This window comes from Dietzia sp. UCD-THP (assembly GCF_000349585.1).
Taxonomy (GTDB): Bacteria; Actinomycetota; Actinomycetes; order Mycobacteriales; family Mycobacteriaceae; genus Dietzia; species Dietzia natronolimnaea_A.
In genome coordinates this window covers 129571-152628 of the sequence record NZ_KB714655.1, presented here as the reverse complement: position 1 = coordinate 152628, position 23058 = coordinate 129571, and the positions used below count along the sequence as shown (strand labels likewise).

Annotated in this window: 24 protein-coding genes; 15 read left to right on the top strand and 9 right to left on the bottom strand. The window is 70.8% G+C overall.

Features of this window, described 5'->3' with window-relative positions; all coding sequences use genetic code 11:
* The first annotated feature begins 100 nt into the window (after nt 1-100).
* Nucleotides 101-517, top strand: coding sequence for a DUF3151 domain-containing protein (locus H483_RS34310; RefSeq protein WP_031265088.1), 417 nt, complete (start codon nt 101-103; stop codon nt 515-517).
* Entirely contained in the window at nt 474-1763 is a 1290-nt protein-coding gene (locus tag H483_RS34305) for an FUSC family protein (protein WP_017837895.1), read from the top strand. Before H483_RS34310 ends, H483_RS34305 begins: the two co-directional genes overlap by 44 nt.
* Here H483_RS34305 and H483_RS34300 read toward each other — a convergent pair.
* Complete coding sequence (locus H483_RS34300; protein WP_017837894.1) at nt 1708-2364, bottom strand: hypothetical protein; 657 nt, start codon at nt 2362-2364, stop codon at nt 1708-1710. The genes H483_RS34305 and H483_RS34300 overlap by 56 nt on opposite strands.
* A gap of 67 nt (nt 2365-2431) precedes the next feature.
* Between H483_RS34300 and H483_RS34295 the strand changes: the two genes are divergently transcribed.
* The 5 genes from H483_RS34295 to H483_RS34275 all read left to right on the top strand — a co-directional run bounded on the left by H483_RS34295 (nt 2432) and on the right by H483_RS34275 (nt 7356).
* Nucleotides 2432-3340: a LamB/YcsF family protein gene (locus H483_RS34295; protein WP_017837893.1), complete on the top strand. Its 909-nt coding sequence runs from the start codon at nt 2432-2434 to the stop codon at nt 3338-3340.
* Complete coding sequence (locus H483_RS34290) at nt 3337-4119, top strand: allophanate hydrolase subunit 1 (protein WP_042330013.1); 783 nt, start codon at nt 3337-3339, stop codon at nt 4117-4119. The genes H483_RS34295 and H483_RS34290 overlap by 4 nt, the downstream gene beginning before the upstream one ends.
* On the top strand, nt 4116-5081 hold the full coding sequence (locus tag H483_RS34285; protein ID WP_017837891.1) for a biotin-dependent carboxyltransferase family protein: 966 nt from the start codon (nt 4116-4118) through the stop codon (nt 5079-5081). The genes H483_RS34290 and H483_RS34285 overlap by 4 nt, the downstream gene beginning before the upstream one ends.
* Nucleotides 5082-5203: 122 nt before the next feature.
* Nucleotides 5204-6490, top strand: coding sequence for an adenylosuccinate synthase (locus tag H483_RS34280; protein ID WP_017837890.1), 1287 nt, complete (start codon nt 5204-5206; stop codon nt 6488-6490).
* A 188-nt stretch (nt 6491-6678) separates the two neighbouring features.
* Nucleotides 6679-7356 carry a hypothetical protein gene (locus H483_RS34275; protein WP_095717390.1) on the top strand — a complete coding sequence of 226 codons (678 nt, stop codon included), beginning with the start codon at nt 6679-6681 and terminating at the stop codon, nt 7354-7356.
* 111 nt (nt 7357-7467) lie between these two features.
* On the opposite strand, the gene H483_RS34270 is transcribed toward H483_RS34275, so the two are convergent.
* The gene (locus H483_RS34270) at nt 7468-7746 is read right to left on the bottom strand and encodes a hypothetical protein (RefSeq protein WP_017837888.1); all 279 of its coding nucleotides are present in this window, start codon (nt 7744-7746) and stop codon (nt 7468-7470) included.
* Between the two features lie 480 nt (nt 7747-8226).
* Here H483_RS34270 and H483_RS34265 point away from each other — a divergent pair, with 480 nt between their 5' ends.
* On the top strand, nt 8227-9159 hold the full coding sequence (locus H483_RS34265) for a hypothetical protein (RefSeq protein WP_017837886.1): 933 nt from the start codon (nt 8227-8229) through the stop codon (nt 9157-9159).
* 139 nt (nt 9160-9298) lie between these two features.
* On the opposite strand, the gene H483_RS34260 is transcribed toward H483_RS34265, so the two are convergent.
* Nucleotides 9299-9658 (bottom strand): GntR family transcriptional regulator, encoded by a 360-nt coding sequence (locus H483_RS34260; protein ID WP_017837885.1) that lies wholly within the window; start codon nt 9656-9658, stop codon nt 9299-9301.
* Nucleotides 9659-9723: 65 nt separating this feature from the next.
* Complete coding sequence (locus H483_RS34255) at nt 9724-10821, bottom strand: CaiB/BaiF CoA-transferase family protein (protein ID WP_017837884.1); 1098 nt, start codon at nt 10819-10821, stop codon at nt 9724-9726.
* Nucleotides 10822-10932: 111 nt separating this feature from the next.
* On the opposite strand from H483_RS34255, the gene purT reads away from it, so the two are divergent.
* From purT to H483_RS34235, 4 genes are all read left to right on the top strand, one after another.
* The gene (gene purT, locus H483_RS34250) at nt 10933-12225 is read left to right on the top strand and encodes a formate-dependent phosphoribosylglycinamide formyltransferase (protein WP_031265086.1); all 1293 of its coding nucleotides are present in this window, start codon (nt 10933-10935) and stop codon (nt 12223-12225) included.
* Between the two features lie 57 nt (nt 12226-12282).
* Entirely contained in the window at nt 12283-12849 is a 567-nt protein-coding gene (locus tag H483_RS34245; protein WP_017837882.1) for a DUF1648 domain-containing protein, read from the top strand.
* Nucleotides 12850-12971: 122 nt separating this feature from the next.
* Entirely contained in the window at nt 12972-13334 is a 363-nt protein-coding gene (locus H483_RS34240; RefSeq protein ID WP_017837881.1) for a hypothetical protein, read from the top strand.
* Nucleotides 13335-13356: 22 nt separating this feature from the next.
* The gene (locus tag H483_RS34235; protein ID WP_238556352.1) at nt 13357-14817 is read left to right on the top strand and encodes an alpha/beta hydrolase; all 1461 of its coding nucleotides are present in this window, start codon (nt 13357-13359) and stop codon (nt 14815-14817) included.
* An 11-nt stretch (nt 14818-14828) separates the two neighbouring features.
* Here the strand turns inward: H483_RS34235 and H483_RS34230 are convergent, their stop codons facing one another.
* Complete coding sequence (locus H483_RS34230) at nt 14829-16337, bottom strand: FAD-dependent oxidoreductase (RefSeq protein ID WP_017837879.1); 1509 nt, start codon at nt 16335-16337, stop codon at nt 14829-14831.
* Nucleotides 16338-16416: 79 nt separating this feature from the next.
* Between H483_RS34230 and H483_RS34225 the strand changes: the two genes are divergently transcribed.
* The 3 genes from H483_RS34225 to H483_RS34215 all read left to right on the top strand — a co-directional run bounded on the left by H483_RS34225 (nt 16417) and on the right by H483_RS34215 (nt 19270).
* Complete coding sequence (locus H483_RS34225; RefSeq protein WP_017837878.1) at nt 16417-16833, top strand: rhodanese-like domain-containing protein; 417 nt, start codon at nt 16417-16419, stop codon at nt 16831-16833.
* Between the two features lie 83 nt (nt 16834-16916).
* On the top strand, nt 16917-18125 hold the full coding sequence (locus H483_RS34220) for an O-succinylhomoserine sulfhydrylase (RefSeq protein ID WP_031265083.1): 1209 nt from the start codon (nt 16917-16919) through the stop codon (nt 18123-18125).
* 5 nt (nt 18126-18130) lie between these two features.
* On the top strand, nt 18131-19270 hold the full coding sequence (locus tag H483_RS34215) for a hypothetical protein (RefSeq protein WP_238556351.1): 1140 nt from the start codon (nt 18131-18133) through the stop codon (nt 19268-19270).
* Between the two features lie 19 nt (nt 19271-19289).
* Here H483_RS34215 and H483_RS34210 read toward each other — a convergent pair whose 3' ends face one another.
* The 4 genes from H483_RS34210 to H483_RS34190 form a co-directional block, all read right to left on the bottom strand.
* A complete protein-coding gene (locus H483_RS34210; RefSeq protein WP_017837875.1) occupies nt 19290-19919 on the bottom strand; it encodes a hypothetical protein in 630 nt (209 codons plus the stop codon).
* 169 nt (nt 19920-20088) lie between these two features.
* A complete protein-coding gene (locus H483_RS39265; RefSeq protein WP_152428025.1) occupies nt 20089-21747 on the bottom strand; it encodes a hypothetical protein in 1659 nt (552 codons plus the stop codon).
* Nucleotide 21748: 1 nt separating this feature from the next.
* Nucleotides 21749-22303, bottom strand: a complete 555-nt coding sequence (locus H483_RS34195) for a signal peptidase I (RefSeq protein ID WP_152428024.1) — start codon at nt 22301-22303, stop codon at nt 21749-21751.
* Nucleotides 22300-23052, bottom strand: coding sequence for a hypothetical protein (locus H483_RS34190; RefSeq protein WP_152428023.1), 753 nt, complete (start codon nt 23050-23052; stop codon nt 22300-22302). Before H483_RS34190 ends, H483_RS34195 begins: the two co-directional genes overlap by 4 nt.
* Nucleotides 23053-23058 lie beyond the last annotated feature (6 nt).

The following is a 23058-nucleotide window of genomic DNA, read 5'->3' as shown; positions in this document are numbered from 1 at the left end:
AGAAAACCCACTGATTGGTCACGGAGAGTTCACCATGCCGGGCGGGTCGGCCGGTGGCCGGGTGACGCTCGGGTGTCGTGGGATCGTGGACAATGGGGGCATGACCCAGTTCGGAGACCTTCTCGGCCCCCCGCCCACCCGTCTCACCGGCGATCCCGAGGCGGAGGACGCCATCGCCGCCGGTGACGATCCCCGCGCCGTGGCGGCGTCTCATCCCACCGCGTCCATCGCCTGGGCGGAGCTCGCCGAGCGCGCGCTCGACGCCGGTGACGTGATCGGCGCCTATGCATTCGCCCGCACCGGCTACCACCGCGGGCTCGACCAGCTGCGACGTCACGGATGGAAGGGATTCGGGCCGGTGCCCTTCGATCACGAACCCAACCGTGGCTTCCTGCGGTGCGTGGCCGCCCTGGCCCGCGCCGCGCAGTCGATCGGCGAGGAGGAGGAGTACATCCGTTGTCTGGACCTGGTCAATGAGTCGGACCCGCACGCCGCCGCGCCTCTCGGCCTGGCGTGACCGACTGGACGCCCGCACGCAGGGCGTCTACGGCGCGCTCCCGGCCCCACTGAGGGCACGGACCCGGAGGCTCGCGTACGCCTTCCTGCCGATCGTGCAGTGCGGCCTCGCCGCAGGGATCGCCTGGTTCCTCGCGCATGACGTGCTGGGCCACCCGGCGCCGTTCTTCGCGCCCATCGCCGCCGCCCTGGCTCTGGGTACGGGCATGGGTCGCCGGATTCGCCGCGGCGTCGAGCTGGTGATCGGTGTGGTGGTGGGAGTGGGTCTGGGCGACCTGTTGATCGCCCAGATCGGCTCCGGTCCGTGGCAGATCGCCGCGGTGGTGATCCTGGCCATGTCCGCGGCGGTGTTCCTCGACCGCGGGGCGCTCGTCGGGACGCAGGCCGCGTCGTCGGCGATCCTCGTGGCCACACTCCTGCCTCCCGGGAGCGCGGGTGGGTACGAGCGGATGGTCGACGCGGCCGTCGGCGGCGTGGTCGCGCTGGTGGCCATGGCGCTGATGCCCGTGCACCCCCTGCGCCGGGCCCGCCGCGAGGCGGCCTCGCTCCTGGGCGTGGCCTCGTCTGTTCTGGCCGAGGTCGCCCAGGGCTTGGACCACCGGGATTCGGAACTCATCCGCTCCGCCCTGCAGGAGGCCCGCGACACCCAGCCGGCGGTCGACGAGATCGCCGAGCAGCTCGCCGGTGCTCGCGAACTGGTGCGGATCTCGCCGTTCTATCGGCGGCGCCGGCCGGAGGAGATCGTGCTGACGGGCGTGCTCAACCCGCTCGACAACGGTATCCGCAACATCCGTGTCCTGGCCCGGCGGGCGATCGTGGCGGTCGACGACCAGGTCGACGTCCCGCCGGCGCTGAGCTCGCTGATCGGGTCGCTGGGAGAGGCGCTGGAGTTGCTCACGCGCCGCATGGCCGCCGACCCGACCGCGCCCACCGACGCCCAGGTCCACCGGGCCCTGCGAGGGGTGGCGGCGCGGGCCAAGCGTGAGCTCGTTCCGGGCTCCGGCCTGACGGAGACCGTGATGCTGGCCCAGATCCGCTCGATCCTCGTGGACATGATGCAGGTGGCGGGGCTGAGCAAGATCTCCGCGCTGGCCACGTTGCCCCCCACGGTGCGCACGCCCGCGGTGGAGCCGGAACTGCTGGAGGAGTGGCCCGAGTCCCCGGACCGCCCGGCCACCGTCATGCCCCCGCTCAGGGCGACACGAGCCTCCATGGCTCGGTATGACGATAGAAAGAGGTCCTCTTGACCGCCCGCCGACCGGTGACCCCGTCACGGGTGATCACCCCCGCCTCCGTCCCCAGTTGAACGGCGCGGGCCGGCAGCCAGGAGCGCCTCAGCACCCTGCGCGGCCGTGCCGCTGTGGCGCGGACACCGGGAAGCTGCGGGGTCGGGCGGACAGTGAGGGTGTCGATCTCCCCGGAGAAGATCCGCTCGTCGTCGGCGTACGCCTCGCCCACCAGGTGGGCGCCGCCCGGTCCGGTGACGGTGGCCTCGCCCACCAGGACCGTTCCGGTCTCGTCCCGGATCAGCGGTACCTCCCTGGCCTCGCCCCGGACCCCGAGCTTGGCGGCGGCCGAACCGGTGGGCAGGTCGTAGGCGCGGGTGGCCGGAGTGGGGTCCTCGGCGACGTACGCGACCTCCATGTCCAGGTTCTCCGTCCGCAGCAGTCGCGTGAGCAGCGCGGCTAGGCCGGCGTCGGTGCCGCACACCACCACCCGGCGTCGATGTCCGATCTCGTACAGCGCGCGGTTCACATCGTCCTTGGTGGGCACCTCACTGCACTCCACGCGCGGGTGCTCGCCCAGGACGGTCGGTACCGGCGCCGAGCCGCAGCGGATGACGATCATGCATCCATCATGGACTCACCGGCGCGCAGGGTCGAACCCGGGCCACGATGACGGCAGGATGGACAGAGTGCACCGCATCGACCTCAACTGCGACCTCGGGGAGGCCCGCCGGGGCACGCCGCGGTGGTCGCGGTCGCTGGCTGCGCGTTCCGGGCCGGATCCCGCTGACGCGGCGCTGCTGGACGTGGTGACCTCCGCCAACGTCGCGTGCGGTTTCCATGCGGGCAACCGACCCACCATGTCCGCGACCGCCGCGGCCGCCGCCGAACGGGGCGTGGCGCTGGGTGCGCACCCGTCCCATAGGGACGCGGCGAACTTCGGGCGGACCGAGATGGAGCTCTCGCGCGCCGAGGTGGCCGACCACGTGCACTTCCAGCTGGTGGAGATGGACATGGCAGCGCGTCGCCGCGGGACACGGGTGCGGTACGTCAAGCCCCACGGCGCCCTCTACAACCGTATCGTACACGATGCGGAGCAGGCGGCCGGTGTGGTGGACGCCGTCCTCCGCTACGCCGAGCTCGCCGGCGAGGAACCGCTGCCCATCCTGGGGCTGCCGGGGTCGGTGGTGCTCTCGCACGCCGGGTCGGTGGGGATCCCCGCCGTGACCGAGGCGTTCGCGGACCGCGGGTACCGCGCCGACGGGACGCTGGTCCCCCGCGGACGGCCCGGCGCGGTGCTCACCGACGCGGACGAGGTCGCCGCCCGCGTGGTGGCCATGGCGAGTGGGCGGGAGATCAGAGCCGACGACGGGACTCAGGTCGTGGTGACCGCGCAGTCGGTCTGTGTGCACGGGGACACCCCCGGTGCGCTCGGGTTGGCGCGCGGGGTCCGGCGGGCGCTCGAGGCGGCCGGGGTGGAGGTGGCGCCGTTCACCGGGCCGGTGTCCGCGCCGCATCTTCCCTCAGCGCCGCCCCCGCCGCGCGTATCGAGGCGGGATGAGGGCGACCGGTCCGGTGTGGGGGACGGACCCCGATGACGACGCCGAGGATCCGCCCCTGCGGAGAAGCAGCGCTGATGCTCGACTGTGCTGACCTGTCCGCGGCTGTGGAGCTGGCGCGGCGCGTGGAGCAGCAGTGTCCGGAGGCGGTGGACGTGGTCGCCGGGGCCCGGACGGTCCTGGTGGCCGCCCGGGATGCCTCGGAACTCCCCGAGCTGCGTCGCGAACTCGAGGAGCTGCTGGCCCGAGACGCGCGTGAGGCTCAGGTCGAGCGCCCTCTCACCCGGCATCACGACGCCGGGGTCCGCGAGGTGATCCTCGACGTCCGCTACGACGGCCCCGACCTGAGCGAGGTTGCTGATCTCGCCGGGCTCTCGACCGACGCTCTGATCCGCCGGCACCAATCGATCACCTGGCGCGCCGCGTTCGGTGGATTCGCGCCCGGGTTCTTCTATCTCGTGGACGAGCGGGACCTCACCGGTGATGCGGACGTGTCGGAGGACCTCCACGGAGCCACCGGAGCGAACGGCGGGCGGGGCCCCGCGGGTGGCGGGCCGAGCCCCGCGGGTGCGCAGCCGCCCGCGCGCCTGCCCGTGGTGCCACGACTGGGCTCCCCCCGACCACGGGTCCCGGCGGGATCGGTGGGGCTGGCCGACCGCTTCTGCGCCGTCTATCCCGGCGCCTCCCCAGGAGGATGGCGACTGATCGGCGCCACTGACGCCCTGCTCTGGGACCCGGACCGCCCGGACCCGGTGCTCCTGGCCCCGGGCGACCGCGTCCGGTTCAGGTCGGTTCATCCGCGGGACGGCTCCCGATGAGCCTGATGATCCTCCGCGCCGGCCCGGCCGCCCTGGTGCAGGACCTGGGCAGACCGGGCCACGCCGCGCTCGGCGTCACCGGCTCGGGCGCCGCCGATCGCGCCGCCGCCGCGCTCGCCCTGCGCTGCGTCGGGACCGACCCTGCGGCAGCGGTGCTCGAGTTGCTGCTGGGCGGGTTGGTGGTCATGACAGACTCCCCGGCGGTGGTCGCGGTGACGGGGGCGCGGGGCCTCGTCGTCGTCACCACCCCTTCCGGTTCCCGGCGCACCGCCGCCACCGGCGAGGTCCTGAGGTTGGACGCCGGTTCGACGCTCGAGATCGGCCGGCCCGGCGTCGGGGTGCGCACCTACCTCGGAGTGCGCGGCGGGGTCGAGGTGCCGCCGGTGCTGGGCAGCAGGTCGCGGGACACCCTCTCCGGGCTCGGGCCGCCGCCGCTGGAGGCCGGCGACGTGCTGGCCGTGGGCGATGCCGTCGTGGGTCCCTGGGCGGACCACTGGCACGCGTCGGGCGGGGACCCGCATCCGGGGTCGGGCACGGGCCCGGGCCCGGGCAGAGGCACAGGCATAGGCACGGGCACGGGCACGGGGTCGGACGGCCGGGGGAGGCGACCCCGGAGCCTTGTGCTGGACGTGATCCCCGGCCCGCGCGACGACCTGTTCCCGCCCGCCGCGTGGCACGTCCTGGCGGAGACGGGGCACGTCAGCGGGCACGCGGACCGGGTCGGCGTGCGCATCGACCCCGCCGGGCCGGTCCCCCGGTCGAGCACCCGCGAGATCCCCAGCGAGGGGATGGTGCGCGGTGCCGTGCAGGTGCCGGCGGACGGGGCGCCCGTCGTGTTCGGGCCCGATCACCCCGTCACGGGCGGATACCCGGTGATCGGGGTGCTCACCTCGCGGTCCTCGGACGCCCTGTCGCAGCTCCTGCCCGGAGCGCCGGTGAGCTTCCGGAGGGTGTCGGACTGACCGACTAGGGTAACCGAGGCGGAACCAGGTACCTTGGACCGTTGGTGTGCGCGGAGTCACCGCCTGCGGGTCGGTTTTCGTCCCTCACCGAATGACGACACTTTTCGAGGTGAAAGCGAACCATGCCAGCGATCGTCCTGATCGGCGCCCAGTGGGGCGACGAGGGCAAGGGTAAGGCCACCGACATCCTCGGTGGCCGCGTCGAGTACGTGGTCAAGCCCAACGGCGGGAACAACGCAGGGCACACCGTGGTGGTGGGCGGCGAGAAGTACGAGCTCAAGCTCCTGCCCGCCGGCATCCTCTCGCCCACGGCCGTGCCGGTGATCGGCAACGGTGTGGTGGTCAACCTCGAGGCGCTGTTCGAGGAGATCGACGGCCTCGAGGCCCGCGGCGCCGACACCTCGCGGCTGCGCATCTCCGCCGATGCCCACCTGGTGGCCCCGTACCACCAGGCGCTGGACAAGGTGACCGAGCGGTTCCTGGGCAAGAAGGCCATCGGGACCACCGGTCGAGGCATCGGCCCCACCTACGCGGACAAGGTCTCGCGAGTGGGGATCCGCGTCCAGGACGTCTTCGACGAATCCATCCTGCGGCAGAAGATCGAGGGCGCGCTGCACCTCAAGAACCAGATCTTCGTCAAGATCTACAACCGCCGGGCGGTCGAGGTCGAGGAGATGGTCGAGTACTTCCTCGGATACGCCGACCGGCTCCGGCCCATGGTCAGCGACACCACCCTCATGCTCAACCAGGCACTGGAGCGCGGCGAGTCCGTGCTGATGGAGGGCGGCCAGGCCACCATGCTGGACGTCGACCACGGCACCTACCCGTTCGTCACCTCGTCCAACCCCACCGCCGGCGGCGCCTGCGTGGGGTCGGGCGTCGGGCCCACCAAGATCACGCACTCGCTGGGCATCGTCAAGGCGTACACCACGCGCGTGGGCGCCGGTCCGTTCCCCACCGAACTCTTTGACAAGTGGGGCGAATACCTGCAGGTCACCGGTGGTGAGGTGGGCGTCAACACCGGTCGCACCCGACGTTGCGGGTGGTACGACGCCGTGATCGCCCGCTATGCCGCGCGCGTCAACGGCTTCACCGACTACTTCCTGACCAAGCTCGACGTGCTCACCGGCATCGGCGAGATCCCGATCTGCGTGGCCTACGACGTCGACGGGGTGCGGCACGACGAGATGCCCATGTCGCAGACCGACTTCCATCACGCCACGCCCATCTACGAGACCATGCCCGGATGGGAAGCCGACATCACCGGGGCGCGCGAGTTCGGTGACCTGCCGCCGGAGGCCCGCGACTACGTGCTGCGGCTCGAGGAGCTGGCCGGCTGCCACATGTCCTACATCGGCGTCGGTCCGGGCCGCGACCAGAACGTGGTGCGGCGCGACATCCTGGGGTGAGTCGGACGGCAGGGCGGCGTCGATCGGCAGGCCGCCCCTTCCGGCGACCCGTTGCGAGTGGGGCGTCGACTCGCGGGTAGGACGTCGACTCGCGGGATCGCGCGACGGGGGAGTCCTACGGGGATATAGTCGCCCTGCGGTCACGGATCTGCGGCCGGCCGCGTCCCCTCGACGATCGGACGACGTTCATGCCTTCCCTCGCCCGTCTCGGCGTCGCCGCCGCGACCACCGTCCTCGCTTCTGTCACGGTCTGCTCAGGGGCGGGGGTGGCGGGAGCGCAGGAACCGCCGGCGGCCCCGTTGACGGCAACGGCCCAGGACGCTCCCGGCTCGACCCACACCAGCCCCAGTGCCCTTACCGTCTCCCGTTCGTCCGGTGAGCCCATCGTGTCCTATGCCAACCGGTCCGGACGCGACCTGTTCTGCCTGACGATCCTGAGTACCGCAGAGGTCGTCGACGCCTACTACGACTTCCTCCGTGCTCTCGGGCCGGACGCGGGGGAGGTCGATCTACCCGTCGAGCTCGAGGCGGCGGTCGAGGCCGCTACGCAGGTCGGCCGATTCGGGTATCTCACCTTCGATTCGGCGCCCGGCTCACGCGGACCCGTCGACCCGGTGTTCGCCGTGCTCCCGGAGGACGAGTCCTTTGCCCTCGAGGCGGTGTCGAGCTGTCGCGGGGACGACTATGTCGAGGTCGAGAGGACGACCTCGGGCGGTTTCCTCGGGTCACTTCCGATGGGCTCTGCGGACCTCTCGGCCGGCGGTGGGGAGCCCGCTGGCTCACTCGCGCTGGGCGCGATCGCCTCGGTCGGTGTGGGTGTCGGCGTCGGAGTGGCCACCGGAGTGATCCCGCCGCCCGCGCTCTGAGCGCTGGGCCGGGCTGGGCTCGGCTGGTCGGCTCGGTTCAGCAACTCGGGTCGGCTCAGCAACTCGGTTCGGCTGGTCGCGTCAGCTGTGGACCGCGGCCCCGCTGACGTGTCAGCTCGGCAGGCCCGGGAACGGTGGGAGCTCGAAGGCGCCACCTGCCACCCCCGCGCCGATGGCCAGAGCTGCCGAGACACCGAGCCCCGCGATGATGAGCAGGCCGGCTCCGATGATCGGGTTGTCCAGTGAACCGCCGTCTGCGGACCCTGATGCCTGCGCGACGTAGGCGACATGGCCTTCCGGCGTGGGACCGGCGTGGGCCGGGGCGACAGCGATAGTGGTGGCGGCAGCCAGAGCGATAGCGGTGGCAGCGGTGGCGGTTCTCGTGATCATGCCCCCACTATCGCGGCGCGGCCGTTCGGCATTACCTACGAGCCTCGTGAGCAGTCCCGGGCAGGGCTGCGCAACCGCCGACACGGGGAATGCAGCGAGTTCCTGGAGGTGTCGGCCGAGTGGCTTCGTCCCAGAACCCGCCGACGATTCCCGGATCGAGACGAGTCTTCACCGAACGCGCTCAGTCGCGCGCCTCGGCCGCCTCTCAACTCCTGACCTGCTCTCTCGCTTCCGCCTTTGCTCTCGCGCTTCCGCGTCTGCTCGCCCTTCGACCTGTTCTCTCGACCTGTTCTCTCGATTGGAGCGATCGCCGCACGAGCAGTTCTCGCTTCTCCGACCAGCTCGGTGACCGGGCGCAGCTCGGTGACCGGGCGCAGGCTGTGGATGGTCGTCCGCCTCGTCCACAGTGGTCGTCTGGAGGCCGAGGGCAGGGTGATCGCGTAGCACGATGCCACCATGTCAGCGACATCTCCACACACTGTGCGAACTCCGAGGCGTGAGGCAGCCTTCGTCAGAGCCATCTACGGGGGCGAGCCGTTCCTGGTCAACAGTGCATTGGCCGCAGGTATCCTCACCAGGCAGGATCTGCGCACCCGCTTCCGGCGGCTGCACCCACGGGTCTATGTGCGGGCGTCGGCCGAGCTCGACACAGCGCAGACCATTCGCGCTGCCTGGTTGTGGGGCGGGCCCCGGTCGGTGATCTGCGGGGGCGCCGCCGGGTACCTGGCCGGGGAGGCGTACTTCGGGGAGGAGCTCGTCCGCCAGGAGGTCCAACTCTGGCGGCCGAGCTGGCGCAGCCCCCCGCCAGGAATCGCCGTCCGCAAGTGGACCGCCACCCCCGAGCATGTGCTGTGGCAGGGGATGGCTGTGACCACCCCGGCAAGAACGGCGATCGACCTCGCCCGGCACCTGGGCTCGGATATCCGGGCAGTCGCGGCGCTGGATTCCATGTGCAGATCGGGTGGCACCGATCCGGACGCGATCGCGGGAGCGGCGTTCGCAATGGCAGGTCAGACCGGGGTCAGGCGCGTGCTGGGGCTCCTGCCCGCCGTGGATCCACTGGCGGAGTCGCCCAAGGAGTCCGAACTGCGGCTGCTCATGAGGCGGACTGATCTGCCGATGTTCGTCTCGCAGGTGGAGGTCAGGGACGAATCCGGCGGTCTCGTGTCGCGGCTCGACCTGGCAAACCGCAGGTGGAAGGTCGGATTGCAGTATGACGGCCACGAACACCTGACCAGGGCCCGCCGAGACGCGGACTCCGTGGCGATGCTGCGCCTGGCATCCCTCGGATGGGAGGTGAGGCGAGTGACGCAAGGGCTGCTGAACACCCCGCGGACGCTCACCCGATTCGTCCACGGGGCATTCGAGAAGCAAGGGTGGGAGCAACCCGGTCGACAGGGTCGCCCCCGATGAACTCCGATGCCAGCCACTGCACGCCGATCGCATTCGCCGGAACCCATCGCGTTCTGTGAAACGGCGTCACGTTCTGCGAGAGGTCTACTCGGCCGATGCGTCCAGGATCGCGCTGGACCGCCTTGCCAGCGCCGCGCGGTCAGCGCAGGTGCCGGAAGGCGTTGCGGACCGCGTCCGCGGCGTCCTCGGCATCGAACCCCGCCCCCGCGGCCCGCTCTGCGAACTCCTCCGCGGCCCGGGCCAGTACCGCGCCGGGCAGATCGGCCGCCGAGACGAACGTCCCCGAGCGGCCGCGGCCCTCCAGTACCCCCGACTCCTCGAGTTCGCGGTAGACCTTGGCGGCGGTGGCGCTGGAGACGCCGACCTCCTCCGCGAGCGTGCGCACGGCGGGCAACCGGGTCCCGGCCGTGAGCACCCCACGCCGGACGCCCTCGACTATCTGCCCCTTGAGTTGGCGGAACGGCGGCTCCGCCGAGGCGGGGTCGACGGCCAGGGTCATCCCGGCCACCCGGGAGCCACTGCCCGGCGAGTGAGGAGTGGCTCCCGGCCCCGACCCGCTCATGGTCAGGCCCAGACCTGCTCGATCGACGTCACCTCACGCGGCGGGGCGGCCGGGACGGCGGGCGCAGGGGTACGCGAGAACCGCGGCGCGGGCGCCGGGCCCATGTCCCCGCCGACCTCGACGAAGGTCTCCCTCGCCGTCAGATGGGGATGGGACAGCGCCTCGGTGTAGGTCAGTACCGGGGTCGTGCAGGCGTCGGTGCCGTAGAAGAGCTCCGCCCACTCGTCACGGGGCTTCTCGGCGAACTTGGCCGCGATGATCTCGCGCATCTCGTCCCAGCGGTCCATGTCGAACTGGCCGGGCATGCCTTCGCCGTCGATGCCGAGCAACCGGGCGAACTCGGCGTAGAACTGCGGCTCGAGGCAGCCCACGGCCATGAATTTGCCGTCAGAGCAGGTGTAGACGTCGTAGAAGGGGAAGCCGGTGTCGAGCATGTTGGTCCCGGCGACGTCCGACCACTGGTCCCGGGCGCGCATGGCCCACTGGAACTGGCCCAGCACGGAGGCACCGTCGGTCATGGCGGCGTCGATGACCTGGCCCTTGCCGGAGGTCGCCCGCTCGATGATCGCGGCGAGAATGCCCTGGATGAGGAACATCGAGCCACCGCCGAAGTCGCCGACCAGGTTGAGCGGCGGCACGGGGCGCTCGCCTTTGCGGGCGGTGGCGTTGAGGTGGCCGGTGAGCGAGATGTAGTTGAGGTCGTGACCGGCGGTGTGGGCGAGCGGGCCGTGCTGACCCCACCCGGTCATCCGCGCGTAGACGAGCCGGGGGTTGAGCTCGAGGCTCTCCTCGGGGCCGAGTCCCATGCGTTCGGTCACCCCGGGCCGGAAGCCCTCGACCAGCACATCGGCCTTGGCGATCAGGTCGCGGACCTGCGCCAACCCGTCGTCGCTCTTGAGGTTCGCCTCCACCACGGTCCGGCCGCGCCGGGTGATGTGCGCCCAGCCGCCGACCTGGGTGGCGAGTTCGCCGGGGCGCATGACGGTCACGACGTCGGCGCCCAGGTCGGCGAGCATCATGCAGGCGTGGGGGCCGGGGCCGATGCCGTTGAGTTCGACGACGCGGATGCCGGCGAGGGGTCCGGGGGAGGCAGTGGTCACAGGTGTGCCCTTTCGTGTGGCGTTGCACACACGGTATCGCCTGCCGGTCGGCGGGAGCCGGGGAGCATGCGATAGGACGCCCGTCGCCAGGTCTCTACTAGCGTGGGCACCATGACCGCAGCGCACGATCCCCTCGCCCCGCCCGTCGTCGACCGCGTCGGCACGCCGGGTACCCCGGACGCGACCCGCGTGATGCTGCTGGGCTCCGGAGAGTTGGGCAAGGAGGTCACGATCGCGCTGCAGCGCCTGGGTGTCGAGGTGATCGCGGTGGACAGGTACTCCGGCGCCCCCGCCCACCAGGTCGCCCACCGCAGCCACACGATCGACATGACCGACTCAGGCGAGGTGCGGCGGGTGGTGGAGCTCGAGAAGCCGCAGGTGATCCTGCCGGAGATCGAGGCCATCGCCACCGCCGCGTTGGCGCAGATCGAACAGGACGGGCTGGCCCGGGTGGTGCCGACCGCCCGCGCCGTGCAGCTGACCATGGACCGCGAGGGCATCCGCCGTCTGGCCGCCGAGGAGCTGGGGCTGCCCACGAGTCGCTACGCTTTCGCCTCGTCGCGCGAGGAGTTGCAGGAGGCGTGCGATCGGATCGGGTTCCCGTGCCTGGTCAAGCCCACGATGTCGTCGTCAGGAAAAGGGCAGTCCTCCCTCCACGGCCCCGAGGACGTGGAGGCCGCCTGGGCCTACGCGCAGTCGGGTGCGCGGGTGACGGGGGCGCGCGTGATCGTGGAGTCGTTCGTGGACTTCGAGTACGAGATCACCCTGCTCACGGTCCGGAGCGTTGACCCGGCCACCGGGGCGATCCGCACGGATTTCTGCGAGCCGATCGGTCACCGTCAGGAGCGCGGCGACTACGTCGAGTCGTGGCAGCCCCAGTCCATGACCCAGGATGCCTACGACTCGGCGCGCTCGGTCGCGGCGCGCGTGACCGGCGCACTCGGCGGGGTCGGGGTGTTCGGGGTCGAGCTGTTCGTGCAGGGCGTCGACGTCTACTTCTCCGAGGTGAGCCCGCGGCCGCACGACACCGGTCTGGTGACGCTGCGCAGCCAGGTGCTCAGCGAGTTCGACATGCACGCCCGCGCCGTCCTGGGCCTACCGGTGGTCACGACCATGTCCAGCCCGGGTGCGTCGGCGGTGATCTACGGCGGCTCCGGCCTCGCGGGGGACGGCTCCGGCACGGGCTCGGGCGGGGGCGGCGCCGGCGGTGGGACGGTGGAGGGGGTCGGGTTCGAGGGAGTCGCCCGTGCGCTCGCGGTGCCGGAGTCGGATCTGCGACTGTTCGGCAAGCCCTCGGCCAGCGAATTCCGCCGTATGGGCGTGGCCGTGGCGACCGCCGAGGACGTGGAGACCGCGCGGGAGCGCGCCCGCGAGGCCGCCTCGCGTGTGACGGTGGTGACGTAGACGGTGCGCTGCGCGGAGGTCGGTTCGACAGGGCCCGGATGGAGGGGAACCCGATAGATGACGACGACGAACTCGGTCGCCGACGAGGCCCGCGGGTTGCCCAGTGAGCCGTCCGCTTCGTGGATCCGGACACTCGTCGTGTCCACCCTGCTGATCTGGCTGGCGGTGCTGGCCTGGCAGGTGATGGTGCTCCCCGAGCGGGTCCCGATCCATTTCGGTTCCGGGGGGCGGGCTGACGGGTGGTCCACCAAGGCCGGAGCGCTGGCGTTCTCGGGGCTGCTGCCGCTCACCGTGCTGGCGTTGATCCCGCTCACGTCCCTGCTCGTCCTGCGGGCGCCGGAGCTCATCAACGGTCCCAACAAGCAGTGGTGGACGTCGACCGCTCCGAGGTTGCGCAGGTTCGAGCGACTGGTCCGTGAGGACCTGTGGCTGATCGTGGTGGTCACACTCGCGCTCCTGGTGGCGATGCAGGCGGGGATCGTGATCGCCTCCGGGTCGCCGGACCAGCGGATGCCGGAGGGGCTGCTTTACGGCGGTATGGCGTTGTTCGGTGTGGGTCTCGTCGCGGTGCTGCTCCGGATGTACGTGGGTAGTCGGTACGCCGAGCACCCTGACCTGCACTGACCCTGTGGATGGTCGTCCGAACTATCCACCGCCCCCGCCGAGGGGCCTGACCCGACCCCGGCCCTGCCAATAGCGTCATTCACGAGCGGCCCGGATCCACGGGCCCGGGAGGGGGCGGGTCGATGGCGGAACCAGGAACGGGACTCTGGCCGGCCGAGGCGACCACGGTGTCGTTCGAGCGGACCCCGCTGGCGGGCGAGGCGTCTCGGGTCCGTGGGGCCGGTGCGCACGCAGCCGATCAGGCGGATTCTCTGGCCGCCGCGCTCGGCCAGGCTGGCGAGGCGGCCATCGCCTCGGGGGCGGGACCGCGCGGTGGCCTGCTCAGCGGCGCTGCGTTGGAGGAGTGCGCGGCCTTGCTGGCGCGACGGTCGCGCGACGACGCCGAGGAGATCGGCCGGATCGCCGGGCAAATGGAAAGGGCGCTGGAGCTGCTCGCCACAGCCGACGAGGAGGGGGCCCGGGGTGTCGCCGGCGCTGGGGGTTGAGACTCAGCGGGTTGAGACGCTGGTGATCGCTCTGGACCACGCCGAGTCCAGGTCTGCGGCGGTGGGGCGGGAGACCGAGGGGGCCGCGGCGGACCTGGATGCCGTGGTCCGGAGGCTCGCAGGAGGCCTTGGTGGGGTGGGTGGCGCCCGTACTGCAGCCGTAGCGACGGGGTTGGGCGACGCACCGGGCCCGGGGGATGGCGGGTCCGGTGTCTGGGGCCCGGGTTCGGCGGGTGGCTGGTTCGGCCACGCCGGATCGCGCGCCCGCGCGCGGGTTGCAGACGCGGCCGCCGAGGCCAGGATGCTCTCCGGCGCCTGTCTCTATCTGGCGGATGTCCTGCGGGTGGAGGGCTCGAGGCTGTCGAGAGCCCTGATCGCGTGGGCGGACGACGAGCGGCGGCGTCCGGGCGAGGGCGACCACACGGAGGTGATCGACGCCGACCTGGCGCTGTCGGTGCGATTGCGCGAGGTGGCCGACTCCCTGGCCGGGCACACGGATGCCGCGGCGGTGGCCTGCCTCGACCTGTCCGGGACGACGGGTGACGATCCCCGCGCGGTGGCCGGGTTGTGGCACTCCCTCGGCCCGGCGGAAAGGGAGAGGCTCGCGCGGGACCATCCGGATCTGGGATCGGTGGCCGGGCTGTCCTCGGCGACCCGGGACGCGATCAACCGGACGCGGCTACGCAGGCTCGTGGCGGCTGGACCGACACCCGGGCTCCTCGCGTTGAGCGATCACCTCGCCGAGGATCCCGGCCGGCATCTGCTCGCGCTCCATCGGGACGGCCGGGCGGTGGTGGCGAGCGGGGACCCCGACGGTGCGGACGGCGTGGTGACGCTGATCCCCGGCACGGGCTCGTCGACCCAGTCGATCGATCGCACCGCCGAGCGCGCGCAGGCGATGTGTGAGGCCGGCGCGGAGAACTCGACCGGGTCGTGCGTCTCCGTGTCGTGGCAGGGATACGACGCCCCGGAGAAGGTCACCGACGCGGGATTCTCGGCGGCGCCCGCGCGTGCGCATGCCCACGACCTGAGGACCTTCGCCGCGGGCCTGGATGCCGTCGAGAGGATGGACGGTGTGGACTCCCCGCACGCGGCGGTCGGCTACAGCTACGGATCCGCGGTCCTGGGCGCGGCGGCGGCGGATCCGAGCGGACTGGCCGCGGACCGGATGATCCACGTGGGTAGCCCCGGCGCGACCGTCGACACGGTCGCGCAGCAGTGGGTCGATGAGGGCGGGACCGCGCGGCAGGCCGGGGAGCGCGACGTGGTGGGTGTGGCCTCGAGATGGGACCCGGTGCCGTGGTGGTCGATCACCGGTGTCCTGGGCGCACGGCCGGGGACGGAGGACTTCGGGGGCCTCTCGGTGGACGTCACCGAACCGGGGTCCGGGCCCGGGTCGACGCGGGGCGCGCACTCGGCCTACTTCGACCGCGGGACGGTGTCGCTTGCCGAACTCGGCAGGCTCATCGGGGATCGGGATTGACCCCTTTTAGGCTATGCGCCGGGGACGTCCGAGTAACCGGCGGCGTCGGCCGATCCGGGGACGTCAGAAGAACCGGCGGCATCGGCCGAGCCGGCGGAGCCCCGTGCCGCCGCGAGCATCTCCTCCCGACCTCCGAGTTTGGTGCGCTCGCGGCCGCCCTCCCGGCCGAGGGCGCGCTCGCGGGAGTCGATCGCCGCCCACCCGTCGCCGTCGATCACCGACACACCTCGCTCGGCGAGCAGGTCGCGGACGGCCTGCGGGTCGGTCTCGGCGGGGTCGACCAGGGCGCCGGCCTCGATATCGTCGGTGAGGGCGTGCACCGTGTCCACCGCGCAGTGGCGGTTGGTGCCGATCACCCCGGTGGGCCCGCGCTTGATCCACCCGGCGACGAACAGTCCCTTGACGGGCTCCCCGCCCGGCGCGCTGAGCACCCGACCGCCGTCGTTGGGGATGGTGGCGGTCGCATCGTCGAAGGGCACGCCCTGGAGAGCGTCGGAGCGATACCCGACCGCGCGGTACACCGCATCGACTTCGAGCTCCTCGAACTCGCCGGTGGCGCGCACCCGGGTCCCGTCCGGTTCTGTGCGCTCCAGCCGGAGGCCGGTGACGAACCCGCCGGGGCCGAGGATCTCGACGGGAGTGCGGTGGAAGCGGAAACGCACCACGCGTCCGCCGGCGGCGAGAGCGGCCTCCTCCGCCGCGTCGGGGGACTCGTGTCCCGCCTCCGACTGCGCGGCCGCCCACTTGGCCAGCTGATCGCAGACCTGTCCGGCCCGGCGATCGTGTTCCAGGTGGTCGCGCGCCTCGTCGTCGTACTCCAGGTCGGCCGGGTCCACGACGATCGTCACACCCTCCACCTTGTCCATCTCCCGCAGCTCCAGGGGGGTGAACTTGGCGTAGGCCGGACCGCGGCGGCCGGTCACGGTGACGACGCGGGTGGCGCTGGTGCCGAAGCCCTCGCGGACGTGCTCGGGGATGTCGGTGGCCTCGAGTTGCTCGGGGGTGCGCACCAGCATCCGCGCGATGTCGAGCGCGACGTTGCCCACGCCCACCACGGCGGCGCGTTCGGCGGTCAGGGCCCAGGTGCGGTCGGCGTCCGGGTGACCGTCGTACCAGGTGACGAACTGCGCGGCGCCGTAGGAGCCCTCGAGGTGCTCCCCGGGGATGCCGAGTCCGCGGTCGGCGAGGGCGCCGGTGGCGAGGATGACGGCGTGGTAGAGCCGGGGGACGTCGTCCAGCGTGAGGTCCCGGCCGAACTCGACGTTGCCGAGGAACCGGATCCGCGGGTCTGTGACGATCGCCTCCAGCGTGCGGGCGATGCCCTTGATCCGCGGGTGGTCCGGTGCGACACCGTGGCGCAGCAGGCCGTACGGCACGGGCAGCTTGTCGATGCAATCCACGACGATGTCCCTGCCGTGCTGGTCGGCCCACGCCAGCAGGGCCTCGCAGGAGTAGACGCCCGCCGGTCCGGATCCGACGACGGCCACTCTGATCGGGGCGGCGGAGGGGGTCGGTGCCATGGTCCGATCATGGCACGGGGGCGCGCCCGGCGGACCTCGACCGGGCGGACTCGTGGCACAGGGAGCATAATCAGGGCCCATGAGCGATTACGCCGGGGACCTCGCGCCGCGACAGGCGTGGGATCTTCTCGCCTCCGACCCCTCCGCCGTCCTGGTGGACGTGCGCACGAGCGCCGAGTGGCAGTGGGTCGGCGGCGCCGACCTGTCGGAGCTGGGCAGGCGCGCGGTGGGAATCGAGTGGATGACCTCGGCGGGCGAGCCCAACCACCGCTTCCTGGAGCAGCTCGGCGAGGCGGGCGTGGACGCCGACACGCCGGTGTTGTTCCTGTGCCGCAGCGGGCACCGGTCGGCCGCCGCCGCGAGCGCTGCCACCGCCGCCGGTCTGGGCCCCGCCTACAACGTGGCCGAGGGATTCGAGGGCGACCCGGACGCGGAGGGTCACCGCGGCACGACCAACGGGTGGAAGGTCGCCGGACTGCCCTGGCGCCAGTCCTGATCCGCCTGACCCACCCCCGCCGAGCCCGCCACGATTACCGACCCGCCACCCGCACCACCGACCACACACTCAGAAAGCAGCGGATGAGAAACAACGAGCTCCCCGACGGACTCCACCCCGACACCCTGGGGGTGCGGGCCGGGCAGATGCGCACGGCCTTCGAGGAGACCGCCGAGCCGATGTTCCTCAACTCCGGTTACGTCTACGAGTCCGCCGAAGCGGCTGAGGCGTCGTTCAACGGGGACATCCAGCGGTTCGTCTACTCCCGCTACGGCAACCCCACCGTGGCGATGTTCCAGGAGCGGCTGCGGCAGATCGAGGGCGCCGAGGCGTGTTTCGCCACCAGTTCCGGGATGTCGGCGGTGTTCGTCTCGCTGGCCGCGCTGCTCGGCAACGGTTCGCGGCTCGTGGCCTCGCGGGCGTTGTTCGGCTCCTGTTACGTCATCTGCGCGGAGATCCTGCCCCGCTGGGGCGTGGAGACGGTGTTCGTGGACGGCGCCGACCTGGACCAGTGGCGTGAGGCGCTCAGCCAGCCGACCGACGCCGTGTTCTTCGAGACCCCCTCCAACCCCATGCAGGAATTGGTGGACGTGCGGGCGGTCTGCGATCTGGCGCACGAGGCCGGCGCGCAGGTGGTGGTGGACAACGTCTTCGCCACCGTCCTGCACCAGAAGCCGCTCGAGCTGGGCGCGGACATCGTCGTCTACTCGGCCACCAAGCACATCGACGGCCAGGGCCGGGTCCTGGGCGGAGCCGTGTTGGGGCCGGAGGAGTACATCGCCGGACCAGTGCAGAACCTGATGCGTCACGCAGGGTTCGGTATGAGCGCCTTCAACGCCTGGGTGTTGCTCAAGGGCCTGGAGACCATGGGCCTGCGGGTCGAGCGCATGTCCGCCAACGCGCTCGAGGTGGCGCGGTTCCTCGAGTCGCACGACGCGGTGGACTGGGTCCGGTACTCGATGCTGCCGTCGCACCCGCAGTACGACCTGGCCCGCGAGCAGATGTCGGGCGGGGGATCGGTGGTGACGTTCGGCCTCAAGTTCGACGACGACGAGGCGGACCGGGGCAAGGGACGGTGCTTCTCGCTGCTCAACGCGCTGAGGATCATCGACATCTCCAACAATCTGGGCGACGCCAAGACCCTGGTCACCCATCCCGCGACCACTACCCACGCGTCAATGGAGCCCGAGGCGCGCGCTGCCGTGGGGATCGCCGACAACGTGGTCCGCCTCTCGGTGGGTCTGGAGTTCGCCGGAGACCTCATCGAGGACTTGCGTAGGGGTTTAAACTAAGTTTCATGCGGTCACATGGCGGCGCGTCCCGGACGAGGGTGGCGGTGCTGCCCGCCGCTCATCCCGCCGTCCGCCGGATCACCGGGCTGGGGTGCTCGGAGCGCATCGAGATCGTGCCGATCCGGCCGGGCGCGGTCAACGGCGAATCCCACCCCGGCACGTATGCCAGGGACCCCGGCCCGGGCCCCGATCCGGACCTGAATCACGTGGACGTGGCCCACGTCCATTTCGGTTACGACTACCTGAATCCCGAGAGTGCCCGGGATGTGATCGAGTACCTCTCCCGAGCCGGGGTCCCCATGGTGTTGACCGTGCACGACATCGTCTACCCCTCCCACGAGGACGCGCGGCCACACCGAAGTCACACCGGCACGCTCGTCGGGGCCGCGGCGCAGGTGCTGACGCTGACCGAGGTCGCGGCGCGGGAACTGTGGGTGAGGTGGGGCGTGGACGCGATGGTGGTGCCTCATCCCAGGTTGCTCGACGAGGCCGAGGTCTCCGCCGCCATCCGCGCCTCCCGACATCTCCGGGCTCCCGGGGACGTCGTGGTGGGGGTGTTGTTGGAACGGATGGGCGAGAACATCGAGGGGCCGGAACTCCTGGATCTGCTGGCGCCCGTGGCGGCCGGCCGGCGCGGCGCGCACCTGCGGATCGTCGTGGAGTCCCAGGCCTGGCGTGATGCGTGCGGCGAGGACCGCGAGAGCGGCGGGCACCACCTGGTCGCCGAACTCGCGGCGGAGGGCGGGTGGGAGTCGGTGCGGCTGACCCGCTACGAGGCCCGGGACCTCGGGCCGTTGCTCGCCGAGTTCGCCGCCCTGGACGTGTGCGTGCTGCCGTACCGCTTCGCCACCCACTCCACCTGGCTGGAGATGTGCCGGGACCTGGGGGTGGCGCCGGTGCTCCCGGCCGTGGGGTTCCTGCGCGAGCAGTGGTTCGACCGCTGTGATCCGGACGAGCACTCCGGTGAGGTGTACGACCCCCGGGATCCCGGCAGCCTGACGTGGGCGGTGCACACCGCGATCGACGAACCCCGGTCGGCGCCGCCGCGCGTCGAGGGCGCCGATCCCAGGATGGTGATGGCCACGCACGAGCGGGTGTACCGGGCCGCGGCCCGTCGCCGTGAGGCGGCCAGCGACGTCTCGTGAGGTCGGGTTGCCGCGAGCGTCAGGTTCCGGCGTCCGCGCGGGTGATCTCGATGGGCCAGGCGAGCATGAGGACCGAGTCGGGGGCCGGGGACGCCGAGTCCATGCTCAACTCGAGGCACACGGTCACGGGCGGTCCGGCGGTGGTCCGGGTGGCGGCGGGCAGCACCAGCGGTTCGTCGACGGTGGCGGCGTCCACGGGTTCGGGCTGGGCCGCGTCTCCGACCAGGATGCTGGGGGCGCCACTGGCGAACGTGGGCGCGGCGCAGGCGCCTCCACTCGTGGTGACCGCCCGGATCCTGACCTCGGCGGCAGTCGCGGGATCGCCCTCCACCAGCGCGCCCCTGTCGATCACCACGTGGGCGTCCGCGAGGGAGTCCACGCTCGTCCTGAGGGTCAGGGGCTGGTACGCGGACCGGGTGCGCAGCGCCGCGGTGTCCACCCGGACGGGGAAGTGCCCTCCGTAGCTGGAGATGGGCGCGGTCCAGGTGGTGCCGAAGTCGGTGGAGGCCTGCACGGACCAGGATGAACTGCGCAGGGCCTGCTCGCGGGCGTCCTCCCCGCGGTCCTGCATGACGAGGGTGGCTCCCAGTGCACAGGCGGAGGCGGAACCGAGGGCGACCAGCGCGGTGGCCGCGTGTCGAATCCGCATAGCTCCTCCGAAAGCCATCACCCGGCGGTCGGACCGGGAGTGGGGCTCCGGTGCGGGCTGACCCGCGATGACCGCCGATTCATCCAGGTTATGGTCGCCAGTAGCCGAATCGTTACATTTACGCCCGGTGCGTGGCGAATCTCACCGACGGCCCCGGTCGAGGGGCGCGTCAACGCACATACACAACCGTGCCGGTCTCGCGGTTGATGGCGGCCCATCGCCACCCGTCGGAGTCAGGATCACTCGACGTGAATGTTCTCCAGTCGCCGCTCGGGCGGGTCCCCCCATCAATCCAGGTGTCGAGCGCGGGGAGGGCGGTGGGGGCGTCGGAGGGCACGGCGCCGCCCTTGACGACGACGTCGAGATCTTCCCCGTCCACCTCGACGGTCCCCACGGTCTGGGTCTGGGCGGTTGAAGAGAGGGTTCCAGGGGCGGTGGGGATGGCGGTCGCGAGGGAGGTGCTCGTCGTGGTGGCGGTCTTCGTCGCCAGCGGGGTGGTGGTGTCGTTCGTCGTCGCGGTGGGGGTCGATCCAGCGGTCGTGGTCGCGTCCGCATCGGACGGGTTCGGTGGCTCGGAAGTAGCGGTCTCGGATGCGGTGGTCTCCTCCAGTGGCGAGGTCACAGTTGTGGCGGGTGGCAGCTCGGCCGAGACGCCGTCTTCATCGTTCGAGGCGCGTGAGGCCACGCGGGCGAACGTCGATGGCAGGTTTCCGTTCACATCGGGGACTGGCGCGTCTGTCACCGATACCGGCACGGCGGCGGGATCGGCAGGGTAGGCGGGCGGATTGATCGGCTCGAACTGGGCCGCGAGCGGCTGGTGGTCGCTCCCCGGCAACGTGACCGCGCATTCGGATCGAGAGAAGACCATAGTGAACGATCCAAGATGTTCCCGGTTGCTCACACGGTATTGATCGATCGTCATGTATAGATCCGAGAGCGCATACCCATGGGTGGTGTACGCGCGAGATGTCAGAGTGGCGCGGATGTAGACGGGGCCCTCGACCCAGCGCGGAATGAGGTCGCCGGTACGGTAACGAGGTCGCAGCCAAGCGGTGACGCGCTTGTTCACTTGCGGCACCAGGGCTGTGTACTCCGACTCCGGGCTGGACGGAAGAAGGGTCGAAAAACTTGAGATGATCCCCACGCTGCCACCCTTGTTGGGGAAGCTCGTGGTCGGAGTGGAAGCGCTCGACTGGCCATCAGGGGCGCACTCGGCCATTGTGGTGACGTAATCGGTTTCCATCCAGACGATCGGCTGTTCACTGGCGTTGGAAGGATTCGCGTAACCGCCTGAGCGGCCCCACCCCTTGGATCGCGTCTGCGAATCACTCCGCGTGTACGCCGGTCCGGCGGTGGTGCACCCAGAGTGTGAGCCGGCAGTCGTCCCGGGCGCGGCAGATTGGACACAGAACGTCACGCCCGTTGACGGCCTTGAGCTGGGTGTTCGCACCTCAAAGTTCGGAGCGAACCCGTCCAGATTGATGTCGCCCAGTGTGCCCGTGGTCTGCCCGGTCGAGGCGCCGGCCGAGTTGCGACGGTCCTGCCGTTCCGCCAGTGCGTTGACAGGCGTGGGAGGGAATAGCCCCGTCGTCCGATCCGGGTAACTAGCGTAATTCCAGTACGCATTGGTGCTGGACCTGGCCCACCCGTTCGAGGGCCACGAGGCGGTGATGTTCGCCTCTGTCACCTCGGTGTCGCTCCACGCCGCCTCCGTCTCTTCGGCCCCTCCGCCCAGGACGCCGGACAACGCGAGCATGCCGACAAGGGCGAGCGCGCCGGTTGAGGCGGCGGTGCGGCGGAGACGGTCGGGGGGGCCGGAGATTCTCATGTCACTTCTGCTTTCGGGGCCAGAAAGCCCACACGACAAGAAACGACGCCGCGACAGTGATTCCGGCCATGTACTTAGGTTGACTTATCGAGGACACGGGGTAGGCGAGGCCGGGTGCATGCCAGAGCACCTTCCTGACCTCGGTGACCACATAAGGTCGCGGGTCCGGGGAGTCGTTGGCGTCCCCCTGCATCTCGATCGAGTAGGAACCGCCGTCGATCCGAGTGACGGAGACGACGCGGTGAGTCACAGGGAGCTGACCCGCATCCCGCGGCACGGTGGCGACCTCCCCGACCTCGATCTCTGAGGCCGGGATTTGTCTGACAACGGCAAGGGAACCGGTGGGGATGGTGGGCGACATCGAACCGGTTTTGAACATGATCAAGCTGATGTTCAGAGCGAATGCCGCGGTGGTGGCGATGATGCAGACGACGCCCAGCAATGCCAACAGGGTGAGGACGCCGTCTTCGACTCTGGAAAGGATGTTCTTCCGAGACGCATCGGTCGGCACCGGTTCATCCTCGCGTTCGAGGGCTGGGATCGCCGGGGTACTCATGAGGGGCTGCCGGTGAAAACCCAGTAGGGATGGATGGACTTCCCGTTGGAATCGGGTGAGAGTGTGGTGACGTTTGACGCCAAAGTGAACCGGAAGCACACCATGTAAGTGCTGCCCCCGGATGCGTCTAGGGTGAATGTGGTGGAGGGTGCCGGGGCACCCATGGAGACGAAGCCATCGCTCAACGCCCCTGCGGTCCCGAACAGCCGTGCCGAGGTGACGTTCAGCGTCGAGAACATCGACGGAGCGCACGCCGGCGGACTGAGGAGACTGTCTACGGAGACTGCTCGTGCACCGTAAGTGATGTACGAGTTCCACAGCGGTTCGTGAGAGGAGACCCCGGATCCGGCAACGGCGTCCAGCTTCTTTGCCTCAGAGATCGACACTTGAGCCGTCTGATCCGTTCGATCGGACGTGGTGAGATACACCGGAGCGTAGATGGTGGATCCAGGGCTCAGGGCGATCGGCGTCGTGAACGCCACCGTGCCGGGATCGGTAGAGCCGACCATCTGCAGAGGAGCTACCGGGCTGTGGTTCGTGAAGCCGGCGTTCGGCGACAGCGAGCTCTCGATCCGGAATTCCGATGCGGACAGACCGTCGGCGGCGCCGGCCCAGAGATGTCCTGAGTAGGCGGCGACGGTCATCGTCGGTTCAGTCAGGGTGACGGCAGTGGCAACCGCGGCGCCGGCGGCAGCAGACATCAGCGAAATGCGTCTGCGCCGCGTTCGGTGCTCGCTGGTGGAGGTCACGGGATC

Coding starts and splice junctions, on each gene's coding strand:
- H483_RS34310 (WP_031265088.1), top strand. CDS start 101: ATGACCCAGTTCGGAGACCTTCTCGGCCCCCCGCCCACCCGTCTCACC.
- H483_RS34285 (WP_017837891.1), top strand. CDS start 4,116: ATGAGCCTGATGATCCTCCGCGCCGGCCCGGCCGCCCTGGTGCAGGAC.
- H483_RS34300 (WP_017837894.1), bottom strand. CDS start 2,364: ATGATCGTCATCCGCTGCGGCTCGGCGCCGGTACCGACCGTCCTGGGC.
- H483_RS39265 (WP_152428025.1), bottom strand. CDS start 21,747: ATGAGAATCTCCGGCCCCCCCGACCGTCTCCGCCGCACCGCCGCCTCA.
- H483_RS34240 (WP_017837881.1), top strand. CDS start 12,972: ATGGCGGAACCAGGAACGGGACTCTGGCCGGCCGAGGCGACCACGGTG.
- H483_RS34280 (WP_017837890.1), top strand. CDS start 5,204: ATGCCAGCGATCGTCCTGATCGGCGCCCAGTGGGGCGACGAGGGCAAG.
- H483_RS34225 (WP_017837878.1), top strand. CDS start 16,417: ATGAGCGATTACGCCGGGGACCTCGCGCCGCGACAGGCGTGGGATCTT.
- H483_RS34275 (WP_095717390.1), top strand. CDS start 6,679: ATGCCTTCCCTCGCCCGTCTCGGCGTCGCCGCCGCGACCACCGTCCTC.
- H483_RS34290 (WP_042330013.1), top strand. CDS start 3,337: ATGACGACGCCGAGGATCCGCCCCTGCGGAGAAGCAGCGCTGATGCTC.
- H483_RS34230 (WP_017837879.1), bottom strand. CDS start 16,337: ATGGCACCGACCCCCTCCGCCGCCCCGATCAGAGTGGCCGTCGTCGGA.
- H483_RS34215 (WP_238556351.1), top strand. CDS start 18,131: ATGCGGTCACATGGCGGCGCGTCCCGGACGAGGGTGGCGGTGCTGCCC.
- H483_RS34245 (WP_017837882.1), top strand. CDS start 12,283: ATGACGACGACGAACTCGGTCGCCGACGAGGCCCGCGGGTTGCCCAGT.
- H483_RS34195 (WP_152428024.1), bottom strand. CDS start 22,303: ATGAGTACCCCGGCGATCCCAGCCCTCGAACGCGAGGATGAACCGGTG.
- H483_RS34210 (WP_017837875.1), bottom strand. CDS start 19,919: ATGCGGATTCGACACGCGGCCACCGCGCTGGTCGCCCTCGGTTCCGCC.
- H483_RS34220 (WP_031265083.1), top strand. CDS start 16,917: ATGAGAAACAACGAGCTCCCCGACGGACTCCACCCCGACACCCTGGGG.
- H483_RS34260 (WP_017837885.1), bottom strand. CDS start 9,658: ATGACCCTGGCCGTCGACCCCGCCTCGGCGGAGCCGCCGTTCCGCCAA.
- H483_RS34270 (WP_017837888.1), bottom strand. CDS start 7,746: ATGATCACGAGAACCGCCACCGCTGCCACCGCTATCGCTCTGGCTGCC.
- H483_RS34305 (WP_017837895.1), top strand. CDS start 474: ATGAGTCGGACCCGCACGCCGCCGCGCCTCTCGGCCTGGCGTGACCGA.
- purT (WP_031265086.1), top strand. CDS start 10,933: ATGACCGCAGCGCACGATCCCCTCGCCCCGCCCGTCGTCGACCGCGTC.